Source organism: Mameliella sp. AT18 (assembly GCF_028807275.1).
Lineage (GTDB): Bacteria > Pseudomonadota > Alphaproteobacteria > Rhodobacterales > Rhodobacteraceae > Antarctobacter > Antarctobacter albus.
On the sequence record NZ_JARAMO010000073.1, the window covers coordinates 1 to 21292 of the forward strand.

General features: G+C 65.3%; 25 protein-coding genes and 1 pseudogene. 13 read left to right on the plus strand and 13 right to left on the minus strand.

Annotated features, from left to right (window positions below; genetic code table 11):
* Nucleotides 1-59: 59 nt before the first annotated feature.
* The 5 genes from PVW46_RS09510 to def (PVW46_RS09530) form a co-directional block, all read right to left on the minus strand.
* Complete coding sequence (locus PVW46_RS09510) at nucleotides 60-299, minus strand: hypothetical protein (protein ID WP_043142274.1); 240 nt, start codon at nucleotides 297-299, stop codon at nucleotides 60-62.
* Nucleotides 300-357: 58 nt separating this feature from the next.
* Nucleotides 358-1269, minus strand: a complete 912-nt coding sequence (gene fmt / locus PVW46_RS09515) for a methionyl-tRNA formyltransferase (RefSeq protein ID WP_274575754.1) — start codon at nucleotides 1267-1269, stop codon at nucleotides 358-360.
* Between the two features lie 65 nt (nucleotides 1270-1334).
* A complete protein-coding gene (gene def / locus PVW46_RS09520; RefSeq protein WP_069207980.1) occupies nucleotides 1335-1829 on the minus strand; it encodes a peptide deformylase in 495 nt (164 codons plus the stop codon).
* Nucleotides 1826-2329 (minus strand): peptide deformylase, encoded by a 504-nt coding sequence (def, locus tag PVW46_RS09525; protein WP_074622341.1) that lies wholly within the window; start codon nucleotides 2327-2329, stop codon nucleotides 1826-1828. The genes def (PVW46_RS09520) and def (PVW46_RS09525) overlap by 4 nt, the downstream gene beginning before the upstream one ends.
* The gene (gene def / locus PVW46_RS09530) at nucleotides 2326-2853 is read right to left on the minus strand and encodes a peptide deformylase (protein WP_069207978.1); all 528 of its coding nucleotides are present in this window, start codon (nucleotides 2851-2853) and stop codon (nucleotides 2326-2328) included. The genes def (PVW46_RS09525) and def (PVW46_RS09530) overlap by 4 nt, the downstream gene beginning before the upstream one ends.
* Nucleotides 2854-2956: 103 nt before the next feature.
* Here def (PVW46_RS09530) and PVW46_RS09535 point away from each other — a divergent pair, with 103 nt between their 5' ends.
* Entirely contained in the window at nucleotides 2957-4132 is a 1176-nt protein-coding gene (locus PVW46_RS09535) for a MalY/PatB family protein (protein ID WP_069207977.1), read from the plus strand.
* An 84-nt stretch (nucleotides 4133-4216) separates the two neighbouring features.
* Here PVW46_RS09535 and PVW46_RS09540 read toward each other — a convergent pair whose 3' ends face one another.
* From PVW46_RS09540 to PVW46_RS09565, 6 genes are all read right to left on the minus strand, one after another.
* Complete coding sequence (locus PVW46_RS09540; RefSeq protein WP_069207976.1) at nucleotides 4217-4837, minus strand: trimeric intracellular cation channel family protein; 621 nt, start codon at nucleotides 4835-4837, stop codon at nucleotides 4217-4219.
* Nucleotides 4838-4850: 13 nt separating this feature from the next.
* The gene (gene rnhA, locus PVW46_RS09545) at nucleotides 4851-5303 is read right to left on the minus strand and encodes a ribonuclease HI (protein WP_043142287.1); all 453 of its coding nucleotides are present in this window, start codon (nucleotides 5301-5303) and stop codon (nucleotides 4851-4853) included.
* On the minus strand, nucleotides 5296-5886 hold the full coding sequence (locus tag PVW46_RS09550) for a class I SAM-dependent DNA methyltransferase (protein ID WP_069207975.1): 591 nt from the start codon (nucleotides 5884-5886) through the stop codon (nucleotides 5296-5298). Before PVW46_RS09550 ends, rnhA begins: the two co-directional genes overlap by 8 nt.
* A 41-nt stretch (nucleotides 5887-5927) precedes the next feature.
* Nucleotides 5928-6380 (minus strand): DUF3429 domain-containing protein, encoded by a 453-nt coding sequence (locus PVW46_RS09555; RefSeq protein ID WP_069207974.1) that lies wholly within the window; start codon nucleotides 6378-6380, stop codon nucleotides 5928-5930.
* A 7-nt stretch (nucleotides 6381-6387) separates the two neighbouring features.
* Complete coding sequence (gene ispH, locus PVW46_RS09560) at nucleotides 6388-7344, minus strand: 4-hydroxy-3-methylbut-2-enyl diphosphate reductase (protein WP_069207973.1); 957 nt, start codon at nucleotides 7342-7344, stop codon at nucleotides 6388-6390.
* 198 nt (nucleotides 7345-7542) lie between these two features.
* Nucleotides 7543-8115, minus strand: coding sequence for a LabA-like NYN domain-containing protein (locus PVW46_RS09565; RefSeq protein ID WP_043142294.1), 573 nt, complete (start codon nucleotides 8113-8115; stop codon nucleotides 7543-7545).
* Nucleotides 8116-8252: 137 nt separating this feature from the next.
* Here PVW46_RS09565 and folK point away from each other — a divergent pair, with 137 nt between their 5' ends.
* The 8 genes from folK to acpS all read left to right on the plus strand — a co-directional run bounded on the left by folK (nucleotide 8253) and on the right by acpS (nucleotide 14901).
* Nucleotides 8253-8813, plus strand: coding sequence for a 2-amino-4-hydroxy-6-hydroxymethyldihydropteridine diphosphokinase (folK, locus tag PVW46_RS09570; protein ID WP_043142296.1), 561 nt, complete (start codon nucleotides 8253-8255; stop codon nucleotides 8811-8813).
* Nucleotides 8814-8896: 83 nt separating this feature from the next.
* Complete coding sequence (gene rpoZ / locus PVW46_RS09575; RefSeq protein WP_043142299.1) at nucleotides 8897-9250, plus strand: DNA-directed RNA polymerase subunit omega; 354 nt, start codon at nucleotides 8897-8899, stop codon at nucleotides 9248-9250.
* A 28-nt stretch (nucleotides 9251-9278) separates the two neighbouring features.
* Nucleotides 9279-11429: a RelA/SpoT family protein gene (locus PVW46_RS09580; protein ID WP_069207972.1), complete on the plus strand. Its 2151-nt coding sequence runs from the start codon at nucleotides 9279-9281 to the stop codon at nucleotides 11427-11429.
* Between the two features lie 16 nt (nucleotides 11430-11445).
* On the plus strand, nucleotides 11446-12081 hold the full coding sequence (locus tag PVW46_RS09585) for a DUF2062 domain-containing protein (RefSeq protein WP_043142302.1): 636 nt from the start codon (nucleotides 11446-11448) through the stop codon (nucleotides 12079-12081).
* A gap of 94 nt (nucleotides 12082-12175) precedes the next feature.
* A complete protein-coding gene (locus PVW46_RS09590) occupies nucleotides 12176-12925 on the plus strand; it encodes a pyridoxine 5'-phosphate synthase (protein WP_043142304.1) in 750 nt (249 codons plus the stop codon).
* Nucleotides 12926-13038: 113 nt separating this feature from the next.
* A complete protein-coding gene (locus PVW46_RS09595; protein WP_043142307.1) occupies nucleotides 13039-13872 on the plus strand; it encodes a 2OG-Fe(II) oxygenase in 834 nt (277 codons plus the stop codon).
* 101 nt (nucleotides 13873-13973) lie between these two features.
* Nucleotides 13974-14432: a hypothetical protein gene (locus PVW46_RS09600; protein ID WP_069207971.1), complete on the plus strand. Its 459-nt coding sequence runs from the start codon at nucleotides 13974-13976 to the stop codon at nucleotides 14430-14432.
* A 67-nt stretch (nucleotides 14433-14499) separates the two neighbouring features.
* Nucleotides 14500-14901: a holo-ACP synthase gene (gene acpS, locus PVW46_RS09605; protein ID WP_069207970.1), complete on the plus strand. Its 402-nt coding sequence runs from the start codon at nucleotides 14500-14502 to the stop codon at nucleotides 14899-14901.
* A gap of 3 nt (nucleotides 14902-14904) precedes the next feature.
* On the opposite strand, the gene PVW46_RS09610 is transcribed toward acpS, so the two are convergent.
* On the minus strand, nucleotides 14905-15993 hold the full coding sequence (locus PVW46_RS09610; RefSeq protein ID WP_069208149.1) for an extracellular solute-binding protein: 1089 nt from the start codon (nucleotides 15991-15993) through the stop codon (nucleotides 14905-14907).
* 447 nt (nucleotides 15994-16440) lie between these two features.
* Nucleotides 16441-17211 (minus strand): annotated as a pseudogene (locus tag PVW46_RS28665) (trypsin-like serine peptidase); the annotation flags it as partial.
* A gap of 141 nt (nucleotides 17212-17352) precedes the next feature.
* On the opposite strand from PVW46_RS28665, the gene lepB (PVW46_RS09620) reads away from it, so the two are divergent.
* The 4 genes from lepB (PVW46_RS09620) (at nucleotide 17353) to PVW46_RS09635 (ending at nucleotide 21264) form a co-directional block, all read left to right on the plus strand.
* Complete coding sequence (lepB, locus tag PVW46_RS09620) at nucleotides 17353-18186, plus strand: signal peptidase I (RefSeq protein ID WP_069207969.1); 834 nt, start codon at nucleotides 17353-17355, stop codon at nucleotides 18184-18186.
* Nucleotides 18183-19151, plus strand: a complete 969-nt coding sequence (lepB, locus tag PVW46_RS09625) for a signal peptidase I (protein ID WP_083242141.1) — start codon at nucleotides 18183-18185, stop codon at nucleotides 19149-19151. Before lepB (PVW46_RS09620) ends, lepB (PVW46_RS09625) begins: the two co-directional genes overlap by 4 nt.
* Complete coding sequence (gene rnc / locus PVW46_RS09630; protein WP_069207968.1) at nucleotides 19148-19828, plus strand: ribonuclease III; 681 nt, start codon at nucleotides 19148-19150, stop codon at nucleotides 19826-19828. The genes lepB (PVW46_RS09625) and rnc overlap by 4 nt, the downstream gene beginning before the upstream one ends.
* A 545-nt stretch (nucleotides 19829-20373) precedes the next feature.
* Complete coding sequence (locus PVW46_RS09635; RefSeq protein WP_069207967.1) at nucleotides 20374-21264, plus strand: DMT family transporter; 891 nt, start codon at nucleotides 20374-20376, stop codon at nucleotides 21262-21264.
* Nucleotides 21265-21292 lie beyond the last annotated feature (28 nt).

Sequence of the window (21292 nt, forward strand, 5' to 3'; positions counted from 1 at the left end):
ACCGAAGGGAGACGGGGGCAGAGCCCCCTGCCCGCCCGCCACAAGCCCGTCGCTTGAGGTCAGCGCCGGCGCCAGTGGGTCGGCACGATGATCAGCGCCCCGATCGAAGAGAGGATGGCGTTCACGCCGGGGCTGCGAAATCCGACACCGAACATGATGGTGACAAAGTAGAACAGGAAGGCGCCACCGATGCATATGATGATGCTTTGCAGGATGCCGTTGCGGGTGAATCCCGATTTCTCTGAGAGATAGCCGGTGATCCCGGCGATGACCACGGTGCCGATCAGGGTGGGGAACATGCGGGTCTCCTTGCGTCCGGGGGCACGATAGGGGTCCGGGCGCGCGATGCCCAGAGGGTCAACCTCCCAGCTGTGTGCCCCTGAGCAGGGGGCAACCGTTGAGGAAGGTGGCGGCGTCTTGCGCGCCCTTGCCCGCCCGTTGCGCGCGGGTGATACGCAGGGCGCCGGTCCCGCAGGCCACGGTAAAGCGGTCGTCCAGCAGCGTACCCGGCGCGCCCTGCCCCTCTGCGGGTTCGGCCCCCAGCAGCTTTATCCGGTCACCGCCGTGCGTGGTCCAGGCCCCGGGAAAGGGCGCAAGGCCGCGAACCTGGCGCGAGATCTCCTCAGCAGGTCGGATCCAGTCGACGGCGGCCTCGGCCTTGTCGATCTTCGCGGCATAGGTGACCCCCTCCTCGGGCTGAGGCTCGGGCACCAGGTCGTCGATCCGGTCGAGCGCCTGCGTGATGAGCTGGGCGCCCATCCGGCTGAGCCGGTCGTGCAGTTCCCCGGTGGTTTCCGTGGCCCCGATACGCGTGGCCTCGCGCAGCAGCACCGGGCCGGTGTCGAGCCCCGCTTCCATCTGCATGATGCAGACGCCGGTTTCCGGATCTCCGGCCATGATGGCGCGGTGGATCGGGGCTGCGCCGCGCCAGCGGGGCAGCAGCGAGGCGTGGATGTTGAGACAGCCGTGTTTCGGCGCATCCAGCACCGGCTGCGGCAGGATCAGCCCATAAGCGACCACAATCGCCACATCGGCGTTCAGATCGGCGAATGCGGCCTGGTCCTCAGGCGATTTCAGCCGCTCGGGATGCCGGACGGGCAGGCCCAGCGCAAGGGCGCGCTGGTGCACAGGGGTCGGGCGGTCCTTCTTGCCACGTCCGGCGGGGCGCGGTGGCTGGCAATAAACGCAGGCGATGTCATGGCCCGCCGCGTGCAGCGCGTCGAGAACCGGGACGGAGAAATCGGGGGTGCCCATGAAGACAACGCGCATGTACCTGCTCCTGCGGTGATCGTATCGCGGGTGTAGCGCAGGCAGGCGGGCGGGACCAGACGGCGTCAGGCGCGTTTGCGGGCCTTGCGCAGCAGCATGTCGCGTTTCATCTTGCTGAGCCGGTCGAAATACATCCGCCCGTTCAGGTGGTCGATCTGATGCTGGACCGAGGTGGCCCAGAGACCGACAAGATCCTTGCGCACTTTCATTCCCTGCGGGTCGGTGTAGGTGACGGTCACGGCACGCGGGCGGCTGATTTTCGCATGCACGCCGGGCAGGTTGGGGCTCGCCTCATCATGGTCACGGAATTCGACCGAGGCATGCAGGATCTCCGGGTTGGCCATGCGCAGGGGCTTGCCACGTTCCTCGGAGGCATCCACCACCGCAAGTCGCAACATCACGCCGATCTGCGGCGCGGCAAGGCCGACGCCAGGCATCGCCTCCATCGTGTCGATCATGTCATCCCAGATGGCACGGATCTCGTCAGTGATTTCAGCGACCGGCGCGGCGGCGGTGCGCAGGCGCTTGTCCGGCCAGGAAACGAAGGGACGTACGCTCATGTGCCCTGCCCTGCTTCATAGGCCGCCAAGAGCGCATCGCGCCCCGCCCGGTCCAGCCGGTCGAAATGCAGCACCCCGTCGAGATGGTCGTATTCGTGCTGGGCGATGGTGGCCTCGGCCCCTGTCAGGGTCAGTTGCCGCGCGGCGCCCGTCAGGTCGGTGAAGGCAAGGGTGATCTCCGCCGGGCGGGTCACCTCTGCCGTCACGCCCGGGACGGAGAGACAGCCCTCTGTCGCCACGGCCTGTTCGTCAGAGGCCGAGAGGATCGCCGGGTTGATGCAGACAAACGGGGTCATGTCCCCCTCTTTCCAGCCCGCGTCCATGACAAAGAACCGCTGCATCACGCCGACCTGCGGCGCGGCAAGCCCACGGCCAGGCGCATCGTACATGGTTTCGAACATGTCCGTTACCAGCGTCTCGAGCGCGGCGGGGTCCTCGACAGGGGCACAGGGCAAAGCCAGGCGCGGGTCGGGCCATTTCAGGATCGGAAGGATGCTCACGCCTTTTCCCGCGCCCGCTCTTTCTTGAGCTTGACCATCTTGCGGGTGATCATCTGCCGCCGAAGCGGTTTCAGGTAGTCGATGAAGAGCTTGCCGTCGAGGTGGTCGATCTCGTGCTGGACGCAGGTCGCCCAGAGCCCGTCGAAGGTTTCGCGCTGCAGCTTGCCGTCACGGTCGAGCCACTCGACATCCACCACCTTGGGCCGTTCGACATCGGCATACTGGTCGGGGATGGAAAGACAGCCTTCCTCGTAGACGTTGCGTTCATCGCTGCTGGCCACCACCTGCGGGTTGAACATGACCAGCGGGCGCGGGTCGTCCCCGTCATCCTTTTTCGCGCAGTCCAGCACGATCAGCCGCGACAGGATACCGATCTGCGGCGCGGCCAGCCCGATGCCCGGGGCGGCGTACATGGTTTCCAGCATGTCGTCCGAAAGGCTGCGCAGTTCGTCCGACAGATCGTCGACGGGGGCACAGACCTTTTTCAGGCGGGGATCGGGGTGAATGAGGATCGGCCGTTTCATGCGCCCGATTTAAGCATCACGGACAACATAGGCAAGCGCAGCCCCTTGCACCTGACACCGGGACGGATAGCTTGCGCGTCAAAGTCGCAGAAAGGGCAGAGTCATGAGCCGGTTTGACGAGGACATCGACCGCGTAGGCACGCATTCGACTAAGTGGGACATGATGGAGAAGGTCTATGGCGTCTCGCCAGAGGACGGGCTGGCGATGTGGGTCGCGGACATGGATTTCCGCCCGCCGGACTGCGTGTCCACCGCCCTGCAGCGGATGGTCGACCACGGCCTGTTCGGTTATTTCGGCCCCGATACCGCCTATCGGGACGCGATCCGCTGGTGGCTGGACACCCGGCACGGCTGGGAGATCTCGCCCGACTGGATCTTTTCCACGCATGGGCTGGTGAACGGGACGGGCCTGTGCCTGCAGGCCTATACCGAGCCGGGCGACGGCGTGGTACTGTTCACGCCGGTCTATCACGCCTTTGCGCGGGTGATCCGCGCCGCAGGCCGCGAGGTGGTGGAATGCCCGCTGGTGATGAACAACGGCCGCTACGAAATGGACTTCGACGCCTACGACGGCATGATGACCGGGCGTGAGAAACTGGTGATGCTGTGTTCGCCGCACAATCCCGGTGGCCGGGTCTGGACAGAGGACGAGCTGCACGGGCTGGCCGAGTTCGCCAAGCGGCATGATCTGGTGCTGGTCTCGGACGAGATCCACCACGACCTGCTGATGCCCGGCGAAAAGCACATCCCGATGGCCAAGATCGATGCGGGGATCGAGGACCGGCTGGTGATGATGTCGGCCACCACCAAGACCTTCAACATGGCGGGCAGCCATATCGGCAATGTCATCATCCCCGATGCCCCCCTTCGCAAACGCTTTGGCGAGGTCATGGCAGGGCTTGGCATGTCGCCCAACTCGTTCGGCATGGTCACGGCGACGGCTGCCTATTCGCCCGAAGGTGCGGCCTGGGTCGATGAGCTTTGCGCCTATCTGGACGGCAATAGGCGGCTGTTCGACGAGGGCGTGAACGCCATCCCGGGCGTGCAGTCGATGCCGATGCAGGCAACCTGCCTGGCCTGGGTCGACTTCGCGGGAACAGGCATGGCCCCCGAAGAATTCACCCGGCGGGTGGAAAAGGAAGCACGGATCGCCGTGAACCACGGCGAGACTTTCGGCAGTGGTGGAGAGTCCTTCCTGCGGTTCAACTTTGCCACGCCCCGGGCGCGGGTGGCCGAGGCGGTTGCAAGGCTTCAGGAGGCGTTTTCCGACCTGCAGTGAAGGTCGGATTTGCGCCCAATCCAGCCCGTCGCGCCCTTTGGGCGTGGCGGATGCGAGGGGCCAGCCCCTCGCGCGCGCCGGAGGTCACTGTCGCGGCGGGCGAGGACGATAGACCGGCAGGCGCCAGCCCAGCGTCAACGACCCGGCACGCAGCCCGATGGTCACCAGCGCCACGAGCCCCGCGCTGAGCGCGGGCGAAGCCCCGGCCCGGGTGGCCAGGACGCCGGCCAGGGATCCGGCGAGGGCACAGGTGACGTAAAGTTCCCCCTGTTTCAGCACCAGCGGCAATTCGTTGGCGACCACGTCGCGCGCCAGCCCTCCGGCACAGCCGGTGGCGATGCCCATGACCAGCACCACGGCAACGGGTTGGCCCAGCCCCTGCGCCACCCCGGCGCCGGCAGCCACGGCGACCCCCAGCGCCAGCGCGTCCAGCCAGAGGATTGCGCGCATCCGGCTTTCAAGCAGGTGGGCGGTGAAAAAGACCAGAACGGCGGCGCCTGTCACCACGGCAAGGTAGGTCTGGTCGGCAATCCAGATCGGCGTGCGGTTCAGCAGCGTGTCGCGCAGGGTGCCGCCCCCCAGCCCCGTCAGACCGGCGAGAAAGGCAAACCCCACGATGTCCAGCTGTGCCCGGCTGGCCACCAGCGCGCCGGTCAGGGCAAAGACCAGCACGGCGGCATAGTCGAGCAGGACCAGCAGGCTCATGCGCGGTCCGCCGTCATTTTTTGAAGGGCGCCATGCCCGCGCGCGCCAGTTCGTCGGCGCGTTCGTTTTCCGGGTGGCCGGCGTGGCCCTTGACCCATTCCCAGGTCACCTGGTGGCGCTTTTGCGCCTCGTCCAGCCGCTGCCAGAGCTCGACGTTCTTGACGGGTTTCTTGGCGGCGGTCTTCCATCCGTTGCGCTTCCAGCCGTGGATCCATCCGGTGACGCCGTTCTTGACGTAGGCGCTGTCGGTCACGACGGTTATGGTCGAGGGGCGGGCAAGACTTTCCAGCGCGTTGATCGCCGCCAGCAGTTCCATCCGGTTGTTGGTGGTCTGCGCCTCTCCGCCCTTCAGTTCACGCTCCTTGACGACCGTCTCGCCGTCCATCGCGCGCAGCAGGGCGCCCCAGCCGCCCGGACCGGGGTTTCCGGAACAGGCGCCATCGGTATAGGCAAAAAGCTCAGGCATGGGCGGTCACCGTGATCCAGGGGGCCATGACGTTGTCGAGGCCGAGGTCCTCGCCGTGGCGGAAGGAGCCGGGCGTGAAACCCGCGGCCCGCAGGAGGCCGGTAAGTTCGGCTTCAGTGTAATAGGTATAGAGGCGGCCGAGGTCGTCGCGCTTGCTGCCGGTGCCGGTTTTCACCCCGACATGGAACAGCCCGCCCGGTTTCAGCGCGCGGTGAATGGCCGCCAGAAGGCGGGGCATGGCCTCACGCGGGGCGTGCAGCAGGCTGAAATTGGCCCAGATGCCATCATAGGCAGCCTCTGCGTCCAACGAATCGAAATCGGCCTGGCGCGCGCTGACCCCGGGATGGGCCGACGCCAGTTCCACCATCGCGGCGGAGGCATCCCAAGCGTCGACATGATGCCCGGCGGCGGCCATGTGGCGCGCCGAGAGGCCCGGGCCGCAGCCGAGGTCGAGCACATGCGCCTTTTCCGGCAGGGCCTCGATGAAGGCCCGAAGAGTGGCGTCCGGGGCGTCAGAGGCGGTGACGCGGGCGTAGTCCTCGGCCCGGCTGTCATAGATACGGATGGTCTCGCGGTCTGTCATGGCGGTGGTCTGGCCTTTTCCGGCGCCCTTCGCAAGCCGGTTCAGAGCAGTGCGGTGAGCAGCAAGCAGGCGACGACCAGCGCCGTCAGCAGGATACGCAACCGCATCCACCACGGCGGCGCCAATCCCCAGCGCCAGAAGGCGGCATCCAGCAGCAACAGCGCCAAAAATCCGAAGGTCAGGTTGAGAGCGGCAGCGGTCTCGCCGCCGCCCGTGGTGAAAAAGGCCCAGAGCGCGGGAATGACGGAAAGCACGTAGCCGGTGGTCGCACGGCTGCCTTCGGCCTTGGTGGCAAAGCCCCACAGCACGCCGGACATGAAGGACAGGATCACCGCACCGTAGAACAGCTGGACATAGGGACCGATGAAACGCGGCCCAAGGAAGCCAGTGGCCCAATCGTGCAGGTCGGGGGACAGCAATGTCAGAACACCCCAGCCGAAAGGCAGCACGCCGGCCAGGCCAAGGATCAGGGCAGAGCGGGGGATCCGGGACATGGGCGGATCAGGCCGGTTCGCGCAGAACGCGCGGCACCTTGAACTCGACATTTTCCTGCGCGGTTTCGACCAATTCGACCGTGACGTCATAGCGGGCGCGGAAGGCGTCGATGACCTCCTCGATCAGGACCTCGGGCGCCGAGGCCCCGGCGGTGATCCCCACCGATCCGATGCCTTCCAGCGCGCGCCAGTCGATGTCCGTGGCGCGCTGGACCAGCTGCGAATAGGCACAGCCCGCGCGGCGCCCGACCTCGACCAGGCGTTTCGAATTCGACGAGTTTGGCGCGCCCACCACCAACAGCGCATCGGCCTTTGGCGCCAGCGCCTTGACCGCCTCCTGGCGGTTGGTGGTGGCGTAGCAGATGTCTTCCTTGTGCGGGCCGACGATGGCCGGGAAACGCGTCCGGAGCGCGGCCACGATGTCGATCGTATCGTCGACGGACAGGGTCGTCTGTGTCACGAAGGCCAGGCGCTGGGGATCGCGCACCTCGACATGGGCCACGTCCTCGACCGTTTCGACCAGCAGCACCTCGCCCGGCGGCAGCTGACCCATCGTTCCCACGGTCTCGGGGTGGCCGGCATGGCCGATCATGACCATCTGCAACCCGTTCTCGTGGTGGCGGGCGGCCTCGATATGTACCTTGGAAACCAGCGGGCAGGTCGCATCGACATAGATCATTTCGCGCCTGGAGGCCTCTGCCGGGACGGACTTCGGCACGCCATGCGCGGAAAAGATCACCGGGCGGTCGTCGGGGCAGTCTTCCAGTTCCTCGACAAAGACGGCCCCCTTGGCGCGCAGATCGTCGACGACATACTTGTTATGGACGATCTCGTGGCGGACATAGACCGGCGCGCCCCATTTCTCGAGCGCCATTTCCACGATCTTGATCGCCCGGTCGACACCGGCGCAGAAGCCGCGCGGCGCGGCCAGGTAGAGAGTGAGCGGCGGCAGTCTGTCGGTCATCGCGCGGCCTTTCGTCCTGTGCTGTCCCCTGACCTAAGACCTTGGCCCCTGCTCGTCCAGTGTGCCCCTATGCCGAAGCAGGACAGGTCAAAAGGAAAGGGACGGCGCAGCGCACCGTCCCCACCGTTCCGGGCCGCCCTGCCCTGTTACCGCCCTCTCATCCCTGTGGAGCGGTTGCCGGGGCTGCAGCCTGTGGCCTTACTTGCTCGAGGCGACCTCGAAGTTGCGTTCGACCTGGGTGTCGCGCGGCGGACGACCGATGACTTCACGCAGCTCGTCGAGCTCGATGAAGTTGTCGGCCTGGCGGCGCAACTCGTCGGCGATCATCGGGGGCTGCGACCGGATGGTCGAGACCACCGAAACCCGCACGCCCTGCCGCTGGAGGCTTTCGACCAGCGGACGGAAGTCGCCGTCACCGGAGAACAGCACGATGTGATCCACCCGCGGGGCCAGCTCCATCGCATCGACCGTCAGCTCGATGTCCATGTTGCCCTTGACCTTGCGGCGCCCTTGGCTGTCCGTATACTCCTTTGCCGGCTTGGTCACCATCGTGAAGCCGTTGTAGTGGAGCCAATCAACCAGAGGGCGAATAGGAGAGTACTCATCGTTCTCCAGAAGCGCCGTGTAGTAGAAGGCCCGAACCATCTTGCCACGACGTGCGAATTCCTGTCTCAGGAGCTTGTAGTCGATATCAAACCCGAGAGCCTTCGCCGCTGCGTAGAGATTGGAGCCATCTATGAACAGCGCAAGCCGTTCGTCCTTGTAGAACATAAAATTTCCTTTCGTCCAATCGGCCCGCCAAGTCCGTGAGTGAGTGAGTGGTAGCGGGCGCGTCCGGCTAAGATTATGGTTTTTTCCGCGCATCGCAAGGCGCAGGGAAGTCTCAAAAGAATAGTACGTTAGGGCAAATGGCACAAGAATTCCTTATAGCACTCGGCTCGAACCTGCCGTCCAGCGCGGGCGGCAGCAGCGACACCCTGGCCGCAGCGCTGACCGCGATGGCCGCCTCGGGGCTGCGCCTGCGCCGGGTCAGCCGCTTTTTCGCAACCCCCTGTTTTCCGCCCGGCAACGGGCCGGATTTCGTGAATGCCTGCGTCTCGGTGACGGGCCCCGATCACCCTGAGGTAGTATTGGACATCCTGCATGGCATCGAGGCAGAGTTCGGTCGCACCCGCGGAACGCGATGGGCCAGCCGCCCGCTGGACCTCGATCTGCTGGCCGCGGGCGACCTTGTGCGGCCCGACCCGGAAGGCCAGGCGCACTGGCGCGGGCTGCCCCTGGAACGGCAGACACAGGAGGTTCCCGACGAATTGATCCTGCCGCATCCCCGCCTGCAGGACCGTGCCTTCGTGCTGGTGCCGTTGGCGGATATCGCGTCGGGCTGGCGTCATCCTCTGACAGGCGCTACGGTGGCCGAGATGCTGGCGGCCCTGCCCCGGCAGGACCGCGCCGAAGTCATGGCCCTGTAAGGACACCCCCTTGTATCCCGGGCAAGGGCGCGGTATGTCATGCCTTTCTGAGGCCCTCGTAACAGGATAACGGAGCGCTTTTCATGGCACGCGTGACGGTAGAAGATTGCGTCGACAAGGTCCCGAACCGGTTCGAACTGGTGATGCTGGCCGCACATCGTGCGCGCGAAGTGTCCTCCGGTGCCGCGATCACGGTCGACCGCGACAATGACAAGAACCCGGTGGTCGCCCTGCGCGAGATCGCCGAGGAAACCCAGTCCGCCGACGAGTTGCGCGAGCGTCTGATCGAATCGAACCAGACCCAGATCGAGGTCGACGAGCCCGAAGAGGACGCGATGGCCCTGCTGATGGGTGCAGAGCAGGACAAGCCGCAAGAAGACGACATGTCCGAGGAAAAGCTGCTGCGCGCGCTCATGGAGGCGCAGGGCCAGGGCTGAGCCCCCGGGCCGGCGGTGTGGTGCTGACATGATCTCGGCAGAAGACCTCGTCGATCTCGTCCGCAACTACAATCCGCGCACAAACGCAGACCTGATCACCGCGGCCTATGACTATGGCCGCGAGATGCACGAGGGGCAGTTCCGCAAGTCGGGCGAGCCCTATTTTTCGCATCCGGTGTCGGTGGCGGCGATCCTGACCGAGCAACAGCTCGACGACGCCACCATCATCACCGCCCTGCTGCATGACACGATCGAGGACACGCGTTCGACCTTTGCCGAGGTCGAGCAGCGGTTCGGGCGCGAGATCGCCGAACTGGTCGATGGTGTCACCAAGCTGACCAACCTCCAGCTGTCCAGCTCCGAAACCAAGCAGGCGGAAAACTTCCGCAAGCTGTTCATGGCCATGTCCAAGGACCTGCGCGTGATCCTGGTCAAGCTGGCCGACCGGCTGCACAACATGCGCACCATCCGCGCCATGCGCCCCGACAAGCAGGTGCAGAAGGCGCGCGAGACGATGGACATCTACGCCCCGCTGGCAGGCCGGATGGGCATGCAGTGGATGCGCGAGGAACTGGAGGACCACGCCTTTCGCGTGCTGAATCCCAAGGGCCGCGACAGCATCATCCGCCGCTTCATCACCTTGCAGCGCGAAACCGGCGACGTGGTGCAGCGCATCACGACAGACATGCGCCACGAGCTGGAAAAGGCGGGCGTCGAGGCCGAGGTCTTTGGCCGCGCGAAAAAGCCCTATTCGATCTGGCGCAAGATGCAGGAAAAGAAGATCGGCTTTTCCCGCCTCTCCGACATCTACGGCTTTCGCGTCATCACCCGGTCTGAAGGGGACTGCTACGGCGCGCTTGGCGCCATCCACCAGCGCTGGAAATCCATCCCCGGCCGGTTCAAGGACTATATCAGCCAGCCAAAGACCAACGGCTACCGCTCGATCCACACCACCGTGTCGGGGCGCGACGGCAAGCGGGTCGAGGTTCAGATCCGTACCCGCGAGATGCACGAGGTCGCCGAGACCGGCGTTGCCGCGCATTGGTCCTATCGTGACGGGGTGCCGGCAGAGAACCGCTTTGCCGTCGATCCGGCCAAGTGGATCGCCTCTGTCACCGAACAGTTCGACGCCGAGGAAGACCACGACGCCTTCCTCGAGGCGGTCAAGCTGGAGATGTATTCCGACAAGGTCTTCTGCTTTACCCCCCAGGGTGACGTGGTGAAACTGCCTCGTGGCGCGACGCCGATCGACTATGCCTATGCGATTCACACGCGGATCGGGTCGAAATGCGTCGGCGCCAAGGTTGACGGTATCCGCGTGCCGCTGTGGACACGGCTGAAGAACGGCCAGTCGGTCGAGATCATTACCGCCGAGGGCCAGGCGCCGCAGGCGACCTGGCTGGACATGGCGACGACGGGCAAGGCGAAATCAGCCATCCGTCGCGCCCTGCGCGAGGCCAACAAGGAACGCTACGCCAAGCTGGGCCACGAACTCGCCCGCGCCGCCTTCGAATCGCGCGGCAAGAAGGCCACCGACAAGGTGCTGGAAAAGGCGGCGGCGACGCTGCGGCTGGAAGACACGGAAACCCTGCTGGCGCGGTTGGGCAGCGCCGAGCTGACCACCTCCGAGGTGGTCGAGGCGGTCTATCCCAACCTCGCCATCCAGGACGACGGCGAGATCGAGATGAAGCGCGCTGTCGTGGGCCTTGAACACGGGCAGGGTTTTGAGCGGGCGAAATGTTGCCAGCCGCTGCCGGGCGAACGAATCGTCGGGCTTGCGCATCGCGGGCAGGGCGTCGCCGTACACGCCATCGACTGTGCCGCCCTGGCCGACCATGAGGACCAACCGGAACGCTGGCTGGACCTGCACTGGGCCGAGGGCAAGCACCCGGCCGTCTACACGGTGTCACTTGAACTCACCATCGGCAACGATGCAGGCGTCCTGGGACGGATTTGCACATTGATCGGCGAGACCAAGGCCAATATTTCTGATTTGAATTTCCTCGCACGCAAACCGGATTTTTACCGCCTCATGATGGACATTGATCTGCGAGATGCAGAACATCTGCATTCCCTGATCTCCACGCTGGAGGCGGAAAGCCACGTGGCCTCTGTCGTCCGTCGACGCGACCCCGGGCTTGAATCGGTTCCGGCTGCGGCGACGGAAGCGGCAGAATAGGCAGGAAAGGCACAACTTGGTCTTCAAGAGACGCGACAGACGGCCCATCGGCCGGATCGTGCTCGAAGCGCTCTGGCCGCGCGGCGGCTGGGCGCGGGCGGCGCGGTATGTCCAGTTGCGTGTCAACCGCCTGCCCGATCCGCCCGACAGGATCGCGCGTGGCATCTTTGCCGGTGTCCTGACGACCTTCACGCCCTTCTACGGGTTTCACTTCTTCACTGCCGCACTGATCGCCTGGATCATGCGGGGCAACATCCTGGCCGCGATCCTGTCGACATTCTTCGGCAACCCGCTGACCTATGTGCCCATCGGCGTGATCGCAATGAAGACGGGATACTGGCTGCTGGGTCTCGAGGCGGACAAGGATCACGGCAGCATCGGCAAGAAATTCGTCAAGGCGGGCCAGGACCTGTGGGACAATTTCATCGCCATCTTCACCCCGGACAAGACCGACTGGAGCCACCTCAAGATCTTCTACGACGAGGTATTCTTTCCCTACATGGTGGGCGGCATCCTTCCCGGGCTGATCGCGGGCACCATCGCCTATTACGTCTCGCTGCCGCTGATCACCGCCTTTCAGAACCGCCGCAAGGGGGCCATCAAGGCCAAGCTGGCCGAGCTGAAGAAGAAAAAGGCGCGCGAGGCCAAGTGACCGCCCCGGCCCGCCGGAACCTCCCGATTCCGGCTTTCATTTTCCCGCCCGCCGCTCTAGCTTTTGATCAAATTCCAGAACGGGGATCGCCATCATGACCCAAACCGGACAGCTGCGCCTTGGCGTCAACATCGATCACGTCGCAACCGTGCGAAATGCACGTGGCGGCGCCTATCCCGACCCGATCCGGGCCGCCAAGCTGGCCGAGGAAGCGGGCGCCGATGGCATCACCGCGCACCTGCGCGAGGACCGGCGCCATATCTCGGACGCGGACATCGACGGGTTGATGGAAAACCTGAGCGTGCCGCTCAACTTCGAGATGGCCGCCACCGACGAGATGCAGAAGATCGCCCTTCGTCACAAGCCGCACGCCGTCTGCATCGTGCCCGAAAAGCGCGAGGAAAAGACCACCGAGGGCGGGCTGGAGGTCGCGCGCGAAGAAAACAAGCTGGCACATTTCATCGCGCCCCTGCGCGAGGCAGGATGCCGGGTGTCGATCTTCATCGCCGCCGACCAGCGCCAGATCGAGGCCGCACATCGGATCGGAGCGCAGGTGATCGAACTGCACACCGGCGCCTATTGCGATTTCCATGCCGAGGGCCATTTCGACAAGCGCGACGCGGAACTGGAACGGATGCGCGAGATGGCAGCCTATGCGCACTCTCTGGGACTGGAGGTTCACGCCGGGCACGGGCTGACCTATGACACCGTTCAGCCCGTCGCGGCCTTCCCCGAGGTCATGGAACTGAACATCGGCCACTTCCTGGTGGGAGAAGCAATCTTTCGCGGTCTCGGCCCGGCCATCTCGGAAATGCGCCGCCTGATGGACGCCGCCCGCACCTGACCCCGGACGGACCGGTCGCCCGGTCCGCCGCATTCCTTACGATTGTCACCACTTTTTTGCCGTAAAGACGGGTATACTCGGCGCGAACGCGTGCAATTGCCCGAGGTGTCGTCATGCCCGTCATACAAATGGACCCCGAAACGCTTGCCATCGACGCCGCGGCCGCCAAGGCGGCGGGCGCCGCGGCGGCAGACAGCTATCGCACCCGCACTCCTTACCCCTATGGCAGCTTTGATGATTTCCTGCCCGCAGAGGTTCTGGACCGGGTGCTGGAAGAGCTGAAACAGCTGCCCGAGGCCGAGGACATGTTCAACCGCCCGCAGGAAAAGCTGAAGTCCAGCTACCTGCCGGAGCGGCTGCCGCCCTATACGCGTAACCTGTTCTACGTCCTGAACTCGCGCCCCTTCGTCCGCTTCCTCGAAGAGATGACCGGGATCAACGGGTTGATCCCGGACCCCTATTTCGCGGGCGGCGGCGTGCATGTGGTCGCCAACGGCGGGCATCTCGATATCCACGCGGATTTCAACCACAACCAGAAGCTCAACCTGGAACGGCGGCTGAATATCCTCATCTACCTCAACAAGGACTGGAAAGAGGAATACGGCGGCTCTTTCGAGATCTGGAACACCGACATGACGGAAAAGGTCGCGGGATTCGTGCCGCTCTTCAACCGCATGTGCTGTTTCAACACCGGCTCCGACACCTGGCACGGCAACCCCGAGACCGTGAACCACCCCGACGGAGAGCCGCGCATGTCGCTGGCGCTGTATTATTACACCGCCACCTGGGATTACACGCGCAAGTCCCACACGACGCTGTTCAAGCCCCGCCCCGGAACCAAGGACCAGGTCGACCGGCAGGTGAAACGCGCCGACATGCTGCAGGAAGTCCTGCCGCCGGTCATTTTCCGCAAGGTGATCGGGCGGTTGCAGCGCTTCGGCTTCTGATCAGGTCACCTAGACCACGCGAGGTCGGGAAAACCCCGCCTCGTCCCCTCGCACGGGGCCGGCTATCCTTGGACAAAGCCGTTTTGACAAGGAACCACCCGATGAAACGCCTGATTTGCGCCCTGCCCCTAGCCTTGCTCCCTGCCCTCGCGGCGGCGCAGGAAAACATCGTCACCGTGCAGGACTGCGACTGGCAGGCCAGCGCGCGCAACATCGTCGAACCTTGGGAGGCGCACAGCCGCACCTTTTCCAACGGCAAGACCCGGCTGGCGCTGATGGACACCATCGAACCCGCAGCTGGCTGGGCCTGGATGCTGGTGCTGTCGCCGCCCTATTCGGAACTCGGGGACCGGCAGTGCAAGGTAATCGGGCTGAACGGCATGGGCTTTGCCGGGATGGAATTCGGCGCGCTGACCGCCAGCTACGACCCGGCCACGGGCCTGACCTTCACCGTTCGGGTCGACGTCTACGACCCCGCCACCGCCATGCCCGGCGCGGCGACCCTGCGCTTTACCCTGAACCAGGCCACAGGCGCCATCCACGGCGACATCTTGCCCTGAGCTTGACCTTGGCGCGGCGCCGGGGTTTGTGGGGTGGGTTCCCACCCGCCCGCAGGAGGCTGATCAAATGATCCTTGGCATCGGCACCGACCTCGCCAATATCGACCGGATTGCCGGCACGCTCGATCGGTTCGGCGACCGATTCCGCCACCGTGTCTTCACCGAGGTGGAACAGGCCAAGGCCGAACGGCGCGCGGATACGCCGGGCACCTACGCCAAACGCTGGGCCGCGAAAGAGGCCTGTTCCAAGGCGCTGGGAACGGGGCTGCGCATGGGCATCGCCTGGAAGGACATGGCGGTGTCCAACCTGCACACCGGCCAGCCGGTGATGGAAGTGACCGGCTGGGCAAAGGACAGGCTGGACGCCATGACCCCCGAAGGGTTCGAGGCCATCATCCACGTCACCCTGACCGACGATCACCCCTGGGCGCAGGCCTTCGTCGTGATCGAGGCGCGGCCACGCGGATAACCACTAGCGTTTAAGCCAGGCGCTGAACCGGCTGTCGATCGCAGATCGATGCTCTGCCCAGAAGTCATAGTTGTAGAGCATGGCCGTCGCGAAATTGCCCTGACCCGTGGGAATGTGGCGCTTCATGTCCACGCCCAGATCCTTGTGACGCCCCACCAAAGGCGCAGAACTGCGCCGCGCGGGACCGTAGGCGATATACTGCGCCTGATCCGCCAGTCGCTGGGCATCCGTCGCAAAGTAGAGAAAGTCCAGCACGCGGGCCTTGCGGTCCGCTGGCAGGCCCTTGGGGATGATCCAGCCGTCCAGGTCGATCACCTGCCGGTCCCAGAGAATATCGACCGGCAGACCGTGGTCGGCAATCAAGCTGAACAGCCGGCCATTGTAGGCAGAGCCCATGACCACCTCGCCATCCGCCAGAAGTTGCGGTGTTTCCGCCCCGGCGGACCACCAGATGACGTGGTTCTTGATCGTGTCCAGCTTGGCCAGCGCCCGGTCCTGTCCCCGTCGGGTCGCCAGAACCTCGTACAGGCGGCTTTCGGGTACGCCATCGCAGAGAAGCGCCCATTCCATGTTGTTGATCGGACGTTTTTCCAAGGCCCGTTTGCCAGGGAACCGCCGCAGATCGAAAATATCGCAGATCGAACCAGGTCGCTGACGCCCCACCAGATCGGTGCGATACCCGATGGTCGTGGAATAGGCGATCTGGGGAACGAAGCAGTCGTTGATCAGGAACTTGCCGAAATCCGCGCTGGGTGGCGTGCCGTCCGGCGCCGGTGCTAGGATACGGTCAAAGTCGATCCGTTCGGCCTGCCCACCCTCGCAGAGGCGGATCGCGTCGGCGGCCACGACATCCACCAGGTCCCAGGACCGCGCCGTGGCATCGCCCTTGCGGAGAACGCTGACAGCATTGGGGGAATCCGAATCCCAACTGACATTCAGCCCCCTGTTGCGGGCGACGTAGGGGTCGACATAAGCCTTGTCCTGGCTAAGCTGGTAGGCCCCGCCCCAGCTGACAAGTTTCAGGGCATCCGACATCCGCACATTGGGTTTCGGCCTGGGTTGGGGCGCTTTCGCCACGGAGCGCGCCGCCATCAAATCGAGCATGGTCTTGGCGCTCTTGCCTGCGGGGGTGACCGGGAATTGCCGAAGCACTTCGGTCAACGCGCGTTTGCGCGCCGCATCATCACCCAAGGCCAGCGCGGCGATCAGCGCGTCCGAGGCCCGCTCTTCGGGGCTGCGTTGCCGGGGCGCCATCAGGTCCAGCGCGTTGCGCGCGCTTCTTGCCGCGCGGCTGTCGGGGAATTGCGAAACCACGTCTTCCAGCGCCGCGCGCCGCGCCTCGATTCCGTCCAGTTGCAGCGCCTCGGTGAGGGCCTCCTGGGCCAGGGTCTCGGGGTCCGGCTTGGGAATGACGACCGGCGCGGGCGCCGCCTCGGCGTGGAACCCCAGGCCAAGCGCGGCCTCGACCGCCGCGATCTTGTGCCCGCCGTTAAAGCCGCCGCGCCCGTGCAACCCACCCTGGTTGTGCAGTCCGACAACGGCCAATGAACGCGCGTCCAGCAGAAGAGAGCCGGAAGACCCGCCCGTCGTCTCGCAGCTGTGGCGCAATTGCGAGGCCGCTTCGGGCAGCTTGCCCTGGTCCGGGTGCACCTGGCAGGTGCCGGATGAAAACTGCTGCGGATCACCGTTCGGGTGGTGGATCATGGTCAGCGCGCGGCGTGGGCGGACGCGCGGCTGCATCACCATCGGCACATGCCCGCCCAGCGCCTCGTTCGCATCCGCGCCGAAGATCTGCAATACCATCGCGTCAAGCCCTTCGTCCCGCGCCAGCTCTCGCGTGGAGACGGCATAAGTCTTGACGTCACCGGTGAAATCCGCCGCCGTGTAGCCAAAGTTGATGCGCGCCTCCTGTACGAAGGTGAACCCGGCCTCGACCATGACGTCGTTGTAGAAACAGTGGTTGTTGGTCAACAAACGGTTGCCAGGCAGGAGCGCGGCGGTACAGGTGGTCATCTGCGGGCTTTTCAGCGTCCGGGTCTGACCGTTGAGCGTCACCGTCCGCGGCTTGCCATCCGGTGTCATCAGGCAGACATCCAGCCGTCCGATATAGCGCGCGATCTCTTGCACGTCGTCCGGAGCCTCGGCAATCGGGCGCCAGAAACCGCCCCGTTCCGACGCCCCCTGGATCAGCGCCTGCAGGGCCGAACTTTGCGTATCGATACGAAAGGAGAACTTGCAGCCTTCGAAGGCGCTGGCACTGTGTCCGGCGAGCACAATGAGCAGCGTGGCAAGAAGGCGAGGCAAGGTCATGATGAAATCCCGGACAGATCCGACAATTCACAAACCGTAGCAAGCGCCGCCCTGCCCGGTCAACGCCCGGCCCTCCCGCCTTGACACGCCCTGCCCCGCCGCCCATGAAGCGCCGGACAGGTGAGGCAAAGGGCAGATCACATGGCGAAGGAAGAAAAGAAGGGCGGTCTTGTCGAGACCATCAAGACGGTGGTCTACGCGCTGCTGATCGCGGGCGTTTTCCGCACCTTCCTGTTCCAGCCCTTCTGGATCCCCTCGGGGTCGATGAAGGACACGCTGCTGATCGGCGATTTCCTTTTCGTCAACAAGATGGCCTATGGCTATTCCTACGCCTCCTGCCCCTCGATCATCATCCCGCGCTTTGGCATCAACGTGGACGCGCAGGATTTCTGCGGCTGGGCCGATGGCGACAACAAGCGCCTCTTTGGCGGAGAACCCAAGCGTGGTGACGTCGTCGTGTTCCGCCACCCGGTGTCGGGCCGCGATTTCATCAAGCGGCTGGTCGGCCTGCCGGGCGAACGCATCCAGATGCGCAACGGCGTGCTGCACATCAACGGCGCCCCGGTCGAACTGAGCCCCGACGGCACGTTCGAGGAATTGGCCGCGCCGCAGGGGCCGCAGGGCCTGCGGCCGCGCTGTTCCAACGGCACGGTCGGCGACGGCGCCACCTGCATCAAGGAAAAGCTGATCGAGACGCTGCCCAATGGTGTCAGCCATTCGATCCTGAACATCGGCATGCAGGGGTCCGACAATACCCCGGTCTACACGGTCCCCGAAGGACACTACTTCTTCATGGGGGACAACCGCGACAATTCTTCGGACAGCCGCGTGCCCAATATCGCCAACGGGGTCGGCTTTGTTCCCTATGAAAACCTGATCGGCCGGGCAGATCGGATCATGTTCTCCTCCGCCGGACGCTCGATGCTGTTTTTCTGGACCTGGCGCAGCGACCGGTATTTCCAAGTAATCGAGTGAGCTTTCTGACTGCAGCCCTCGACTGGCGCGGCCTGACCGGCCGCGCCGGTTTCGTTCTGGCCGCCGCGCTGGTGGTGGGCCTGATGGTGGCGCAGGCGCAGGTCCCTCCGCTCAGCCCCGCCGGGGCGGGTGTGGCACTGGCCGCGGCGGCGGCCACCCTTTTGTTCTGGGGTCATGCACGGCGGCGTTTGCGCGCCATGGGTTGGTCCGGCTGGTGGATGTGGGGGCTGGCGGTGCCGCTGGTCTCGCTTGCGCTGGTGGCAATCATGGCGGTGCGCCGCAACAGGCCCGATGCGGTGCCGGGCCCCTTCAGCCAGGCGGGCCGGGCGCTCGTCTGGGTCATGGTCGCCCTGATCGCCAGCCGCGTGGCCTGGGCGCCCTACATCATCCCCACCGGCAGCATGTCGCCCACCCTGCAACCGGGCGACTACGCCCTGGCCACCCGCAGCCTCACAGCGCCAGAGCGAGGGGCGGTGGTGGTCTTTCGGCATCCGGTCAGCGGGCAGGATTTTCTCAAGCGGGTGATCGGGCTGCCCGGCGACCGGGTACAGATGCGCGATGGTCAGGTGATCCTGAACGGCACACCCGTGCCGCAGGCCCCGGCCCCGGACTGGAGCGAACCGAACCGCCCCACGGCCATCGGGACCCGTCCGCGTTGCCTGACCCCAACGGCCCCCGGCGCCCCTTGCATCAAGCAGGCGGCACGTGAAACCCTGCCCGGCGGCTCCACCTACACCGTGCTGAACATCGGCACGCAACGCACCGACGACACCGTCGAATTCCGCATCCCCGAAGGCCACCTCTTTGTCCTTGGCGACAACCGCGACAACTCGCTGGACAGCCGCATCACGCAAGGATTGGGTGGCGTCGGGCTGGTTCCCCTGGCCCATGTTGCAGGCCGGGTGCGTCTGGTGCTCTATTCGCAAGAGGGGCGCGAAGGGCGCCTGCTGAGGACAGTCGAATGAAGGTATCCGCCGAACTCATCGCCCTGCAGGAGTCGCTGGGCCACCGTTTTGCCGACCCGCGCCTGCTGCGCCGCGCCGTCACCCATGCATCGATGTCCGGGCCGGGGCGCGAGGACAACCAGCGGCTGGAATTCCTCGGCGACCGGGTGCTGGGACTGGTCATGGCGGAGGCGCTCTTGGAACGCGACCGCGCCGCCACGGAGGGCCAGATGGCACCCCGCTTCAACGCGCTGGTGCGGAAGGAAACCTGCGCCGATGTCGCGCGCGAGGTCGGCATCGGCAACGCGCTGAAACTGGGGCGGTCGGAACAGCTGTCCGGCGGGCGGCGCAAGATGGCGCTTTTGGGTGACGCGATGGAGGCGGTGATTGCCGCAGTCTACCTGGACGCCGGGTTCGAGGCGGCACGCGCCCTGATCCTGCGGCTCTGGGACAAGCGCATCGACGCGGTCGAGGAAGACGCCAAGGATGCCAAGACCGCCTTGCAGGAATGGGCTCAGGCGCGCGGCCACCAGCCGCCCAAGTATGTCGAAACCGCCCGCAGCGGTCCGGATCATGCTCCGGTCTTCACCATCGAGGTGCGCCTGCCCGACGGCACCTCTGCCGAGGCCACAGCAGGCAGCAAACGCCAGGCCGAACAGATGGCCGCCCGTATGCTGCTGGACAAGCTGACCGCCTGAGCCAACACCCGCCCGCTCTCCCCGCAAGAGGGCCACCGCCTCAGACGAAGCGCGCAGTGCCCGGTCAAAAGCCCGCGGCTGCTCCTGTTCAAAGCCCTTCCCTGACAGCATTTCGCACATGTCACGCATGACACCGGGCGGTTCCATATCCCGCGCCTGCCAGATCCGAAGCGCCAGATAGCGCGGTTCGGCCTGCGGTTCCTGCCCGAGACGCCCGGCGCACCGCTGTTCGACCGCTTCTGGAGAGGCCAGTGCCTCGGCATGGCGCAAGTCCTCGGACCGCATCCAGTCGGTGACGGCGCGATGGTCCCCGTGTCCCCCGGATGGATATGCACCTGCTCTTCCAGCATGCAGATACGTGAAACCGTCGGCACGCCGAAACGCATCCATTTCATCCCGAACCCGAGGCAAATCAGACAGTCCACCAGATGCCAAAAGACCTGCGCGACCCCCGACAGCCGCAAACAGCCTGCCCCGAACGCAGACTCTGGTCCACCGGATGAATGCGCTGTACCGCTATACGCATCTCAACGCAGGGGTCACGCATGACCGACAATCTAAAAGGCAGCCTCTGGATGATGCTCGCCATGCTCGGCTTCGGGGTCGAGGATGCCTTTTTCAAGGCAGCAACCGGCACCGGCGGCATTTCACCCGGTCTGGGCACGGTCCAATTCGGCCTGCTTGCGATGACCATCTATGCCGTCCAGGCCCGCCGCCGAGGCGTACCGCTCTGGGATTCGGCCTACCTGCAAAGGGGCCTGCTGATCCGCACCGGGTTCGAGATCCTGGGCCGGCTCTTCTTTGCCCTCAGCCTGGCCTATACGCCGCTCTCGACCACCTCGGCCATCCTGCAGGCCGCGCCGCTGGTGGTCATGCTCTCGGCCGGGCTGATCCTGGGCGAACGCATCGGGCCGCACCGCTGGCTGGCCACCGCCGTGGGATTTGCCGGCGTTCTGCTGATCATCCGCCCCTCGCCCTCGGGGATCGAACCCAACGCCGTCTTTGCCCTGCTCGGCATGATCGGTTTCGCGGGCCGCGACGTGGCCACCCGCACCGCACCGGCCCATATCCGCCCGTCGCAACTGGGCGTGCTGGGCTTTGCCGTGGTCACCTTCGCGGGCCTCGTCATCATGGCCTTCGAACCTGCGCCCAGCCTGCCGACCCTGCCCGCCACGGCGATGATCTGCGGCACGGCCGTGGCCGGGGTGATCGGCTATACCGCGCTCACCACCGCCATGCGCACCGGCGAGGTCTCTGTCGTGGCCCCCTTCCGCTATTCCCGCCTGCTGGTGGCGCTGGTCCTGGCCTACACGGTCTTCGGCGAACGCCCCGACACGATGACCCTGAGTGGCGCGGCGCTGATCGTCGCCTCGGGCATCTACTCGCTCTGGCGCGACGGGCGGAAACGGGCCACCATCAGCCGCGCAGCCCCCTGAGACCGCCCGCCACATGCGAATCCTCTGG

What these genes read in the sequence shown, in the direction of transcription:
- PVW46_RS09635 (WP_069207967.1), top strand. Translation starts at nt 20,374, where the DNA reads ATGACCGACAATCTAAAAGGCAGCCTCTGGATGATGCTCGCCATGCTC.
- folK (WP_043142296.1), top strand. Translation starts at nt 8,253, where the DNA reads ATGGCACAAGAATTCCTTATAGCACTCGGCTCGAACCTGCCGTCCAGC.
- PVW46_RS09510 (WP_043142274.1), bottom strand. Translation starts at nt 299, where the DNA reads ATGTTCCCCACCCTGATCGGCACCGTGGTCATCGCCGGGATCACCGGC.
- PVW46_RS09580 (WP_069207972.1), top strand. Translation starts at nt 9,279, where the DNA reads ATGATCTCGGCAGAAGACCTCGTCGATCTCGTCCGCAACTACAATCCG.
- PVW46_RS09555 (WP_069207974.1), bottom strand. Translation starts at nt 6,380, where the DNA reads ATGTCCCGGATCCCCCGCTCTGCCCTGATCCTTGGCCTGGCCGGCGTG.
- PVW46_RS09590 (WP_043142304.1), top strand. Translation starts at nt 12,176, where the DNA reads ATGACCCAAACCGGACAGCTGCGCCTTGGCGTCAACATCGATCACGTC.
- def (WP_069207980.1), bottom strand. Translation starts at nt 1,829, where the DNA reads ATGAGCGTACGTCCCTTCGTTTCCTGGCCGGACAAGCGCCTGCGCACC.
- lepB (WP_069207969.1), top strand. Translation starts at nt 17,353, where the DNA reads ATGGCGAAGGAAGAAAAGAAGGGCGGTCTTGTCGAGACCATCAAGACG.
- rnc (WP_069207968.1), top strand. Translation starts at nt 19,148, where the DNA reads ATGAAGGTATCCGCCGAACTCATCGCCCTGCAGGAGTCGCTGGGCCAC.
- PVW46_RS09540 (WP_069207976.1), bottom strand. Translation starts at nt 4,837, where the DNA reads ATGAGCCTGCTGGTCCTGCTCGACTATGCCGCCGTGCTGGTCTTTGCC.
- fmt (WP_274575754.1), bottom strand. Translation starts at nt 1,269, where the DNA reads ATGCGCGTTGTCTTCATGGGCACCCCCGATTTCTCCGTCCCGGTTCTC.
- PVW46_RS09565 (WP_043142294.1), bottom strand. Translation starts at nt 8,115, where the DNA reads ATGTTCTACAAGGACGAACGGCTTGCGCTGTTCATAGATGGCTCCAAT.
- PVW46_RS09610 (WP_069208149.1), bottom strand. Translation starts at nt 15,993, where the DNA reads ATGGCGGCGCGCTCCGTGGCGAAAGCGCCCCAACCCAGGCCGAAACCC.
- PVW46_RS09550 (WP_069207975.1), bottom strand. Translation starts at nt 5,886, where the DNA reads ATGACAGACCGCGAGACCATCCGTATCTATGACAGCCGGGCCGAGGAC.
- PVW46_RS09600 (WP_069207971.1), top strand. Translation starts at nt 13,974, where the DNA reads ATGAAACGCCTGATTTGCGCCCTGCCCCTAGCCTTGCTCCCTGCCCTC.
- acpS (WP_069207970.1), top strand. Translation starts at nt 14,500, where the DNA reads ATGATCCTTGGCATCGGCACCGACCTCGCCAATATCGACCGGATTGCC.
- ispH (WP_069207973.1), bottom strand. Translation starts at nt 7,344, where the DNA reads ATGACCGACAGACTGCCGCCGCTCACTCTCTACCTGGCCGCGCCGCGC.
- rnhA (WP_043142287.1), bottom strand. Translation starts at nt 5,303, where the DNA reads ATGCCTGAGCTTTTTGCCTATACCGATGGCGCCTGTTCCGGAAACCCC.
- PVW46_RS09535 (WP_069207977.1), top strand. Translation starts at nt 2,957, where the DNA reads ATGAGCCGGTTTGACGAGGACATCGACCGCGTAGGCACGCATTCGACT.
- PVW46_RS09595 (WP_043142307.1), top strand. Translation starts at nt 13,039, where the DNA reads ATGCCCGTCATACAAATGGACCCCGAAACGCTTGCCATCGACGCCGCG.
- rpoZ (WP_043142299.1), top strand. Translation starts at nt 8,897, where the DNA reads ATGGCACGCGTGACGGTAGAAGATTGCGTCGACAAGGTCCCGAACCGG.
- def (WP_069207978.1), bottom strand. Translation starts at nt 2,853, where the DNA reads ATGAAACGGCCGATCCTCATTCACCCCGATCCCCGCCTGAAAAAGGTC.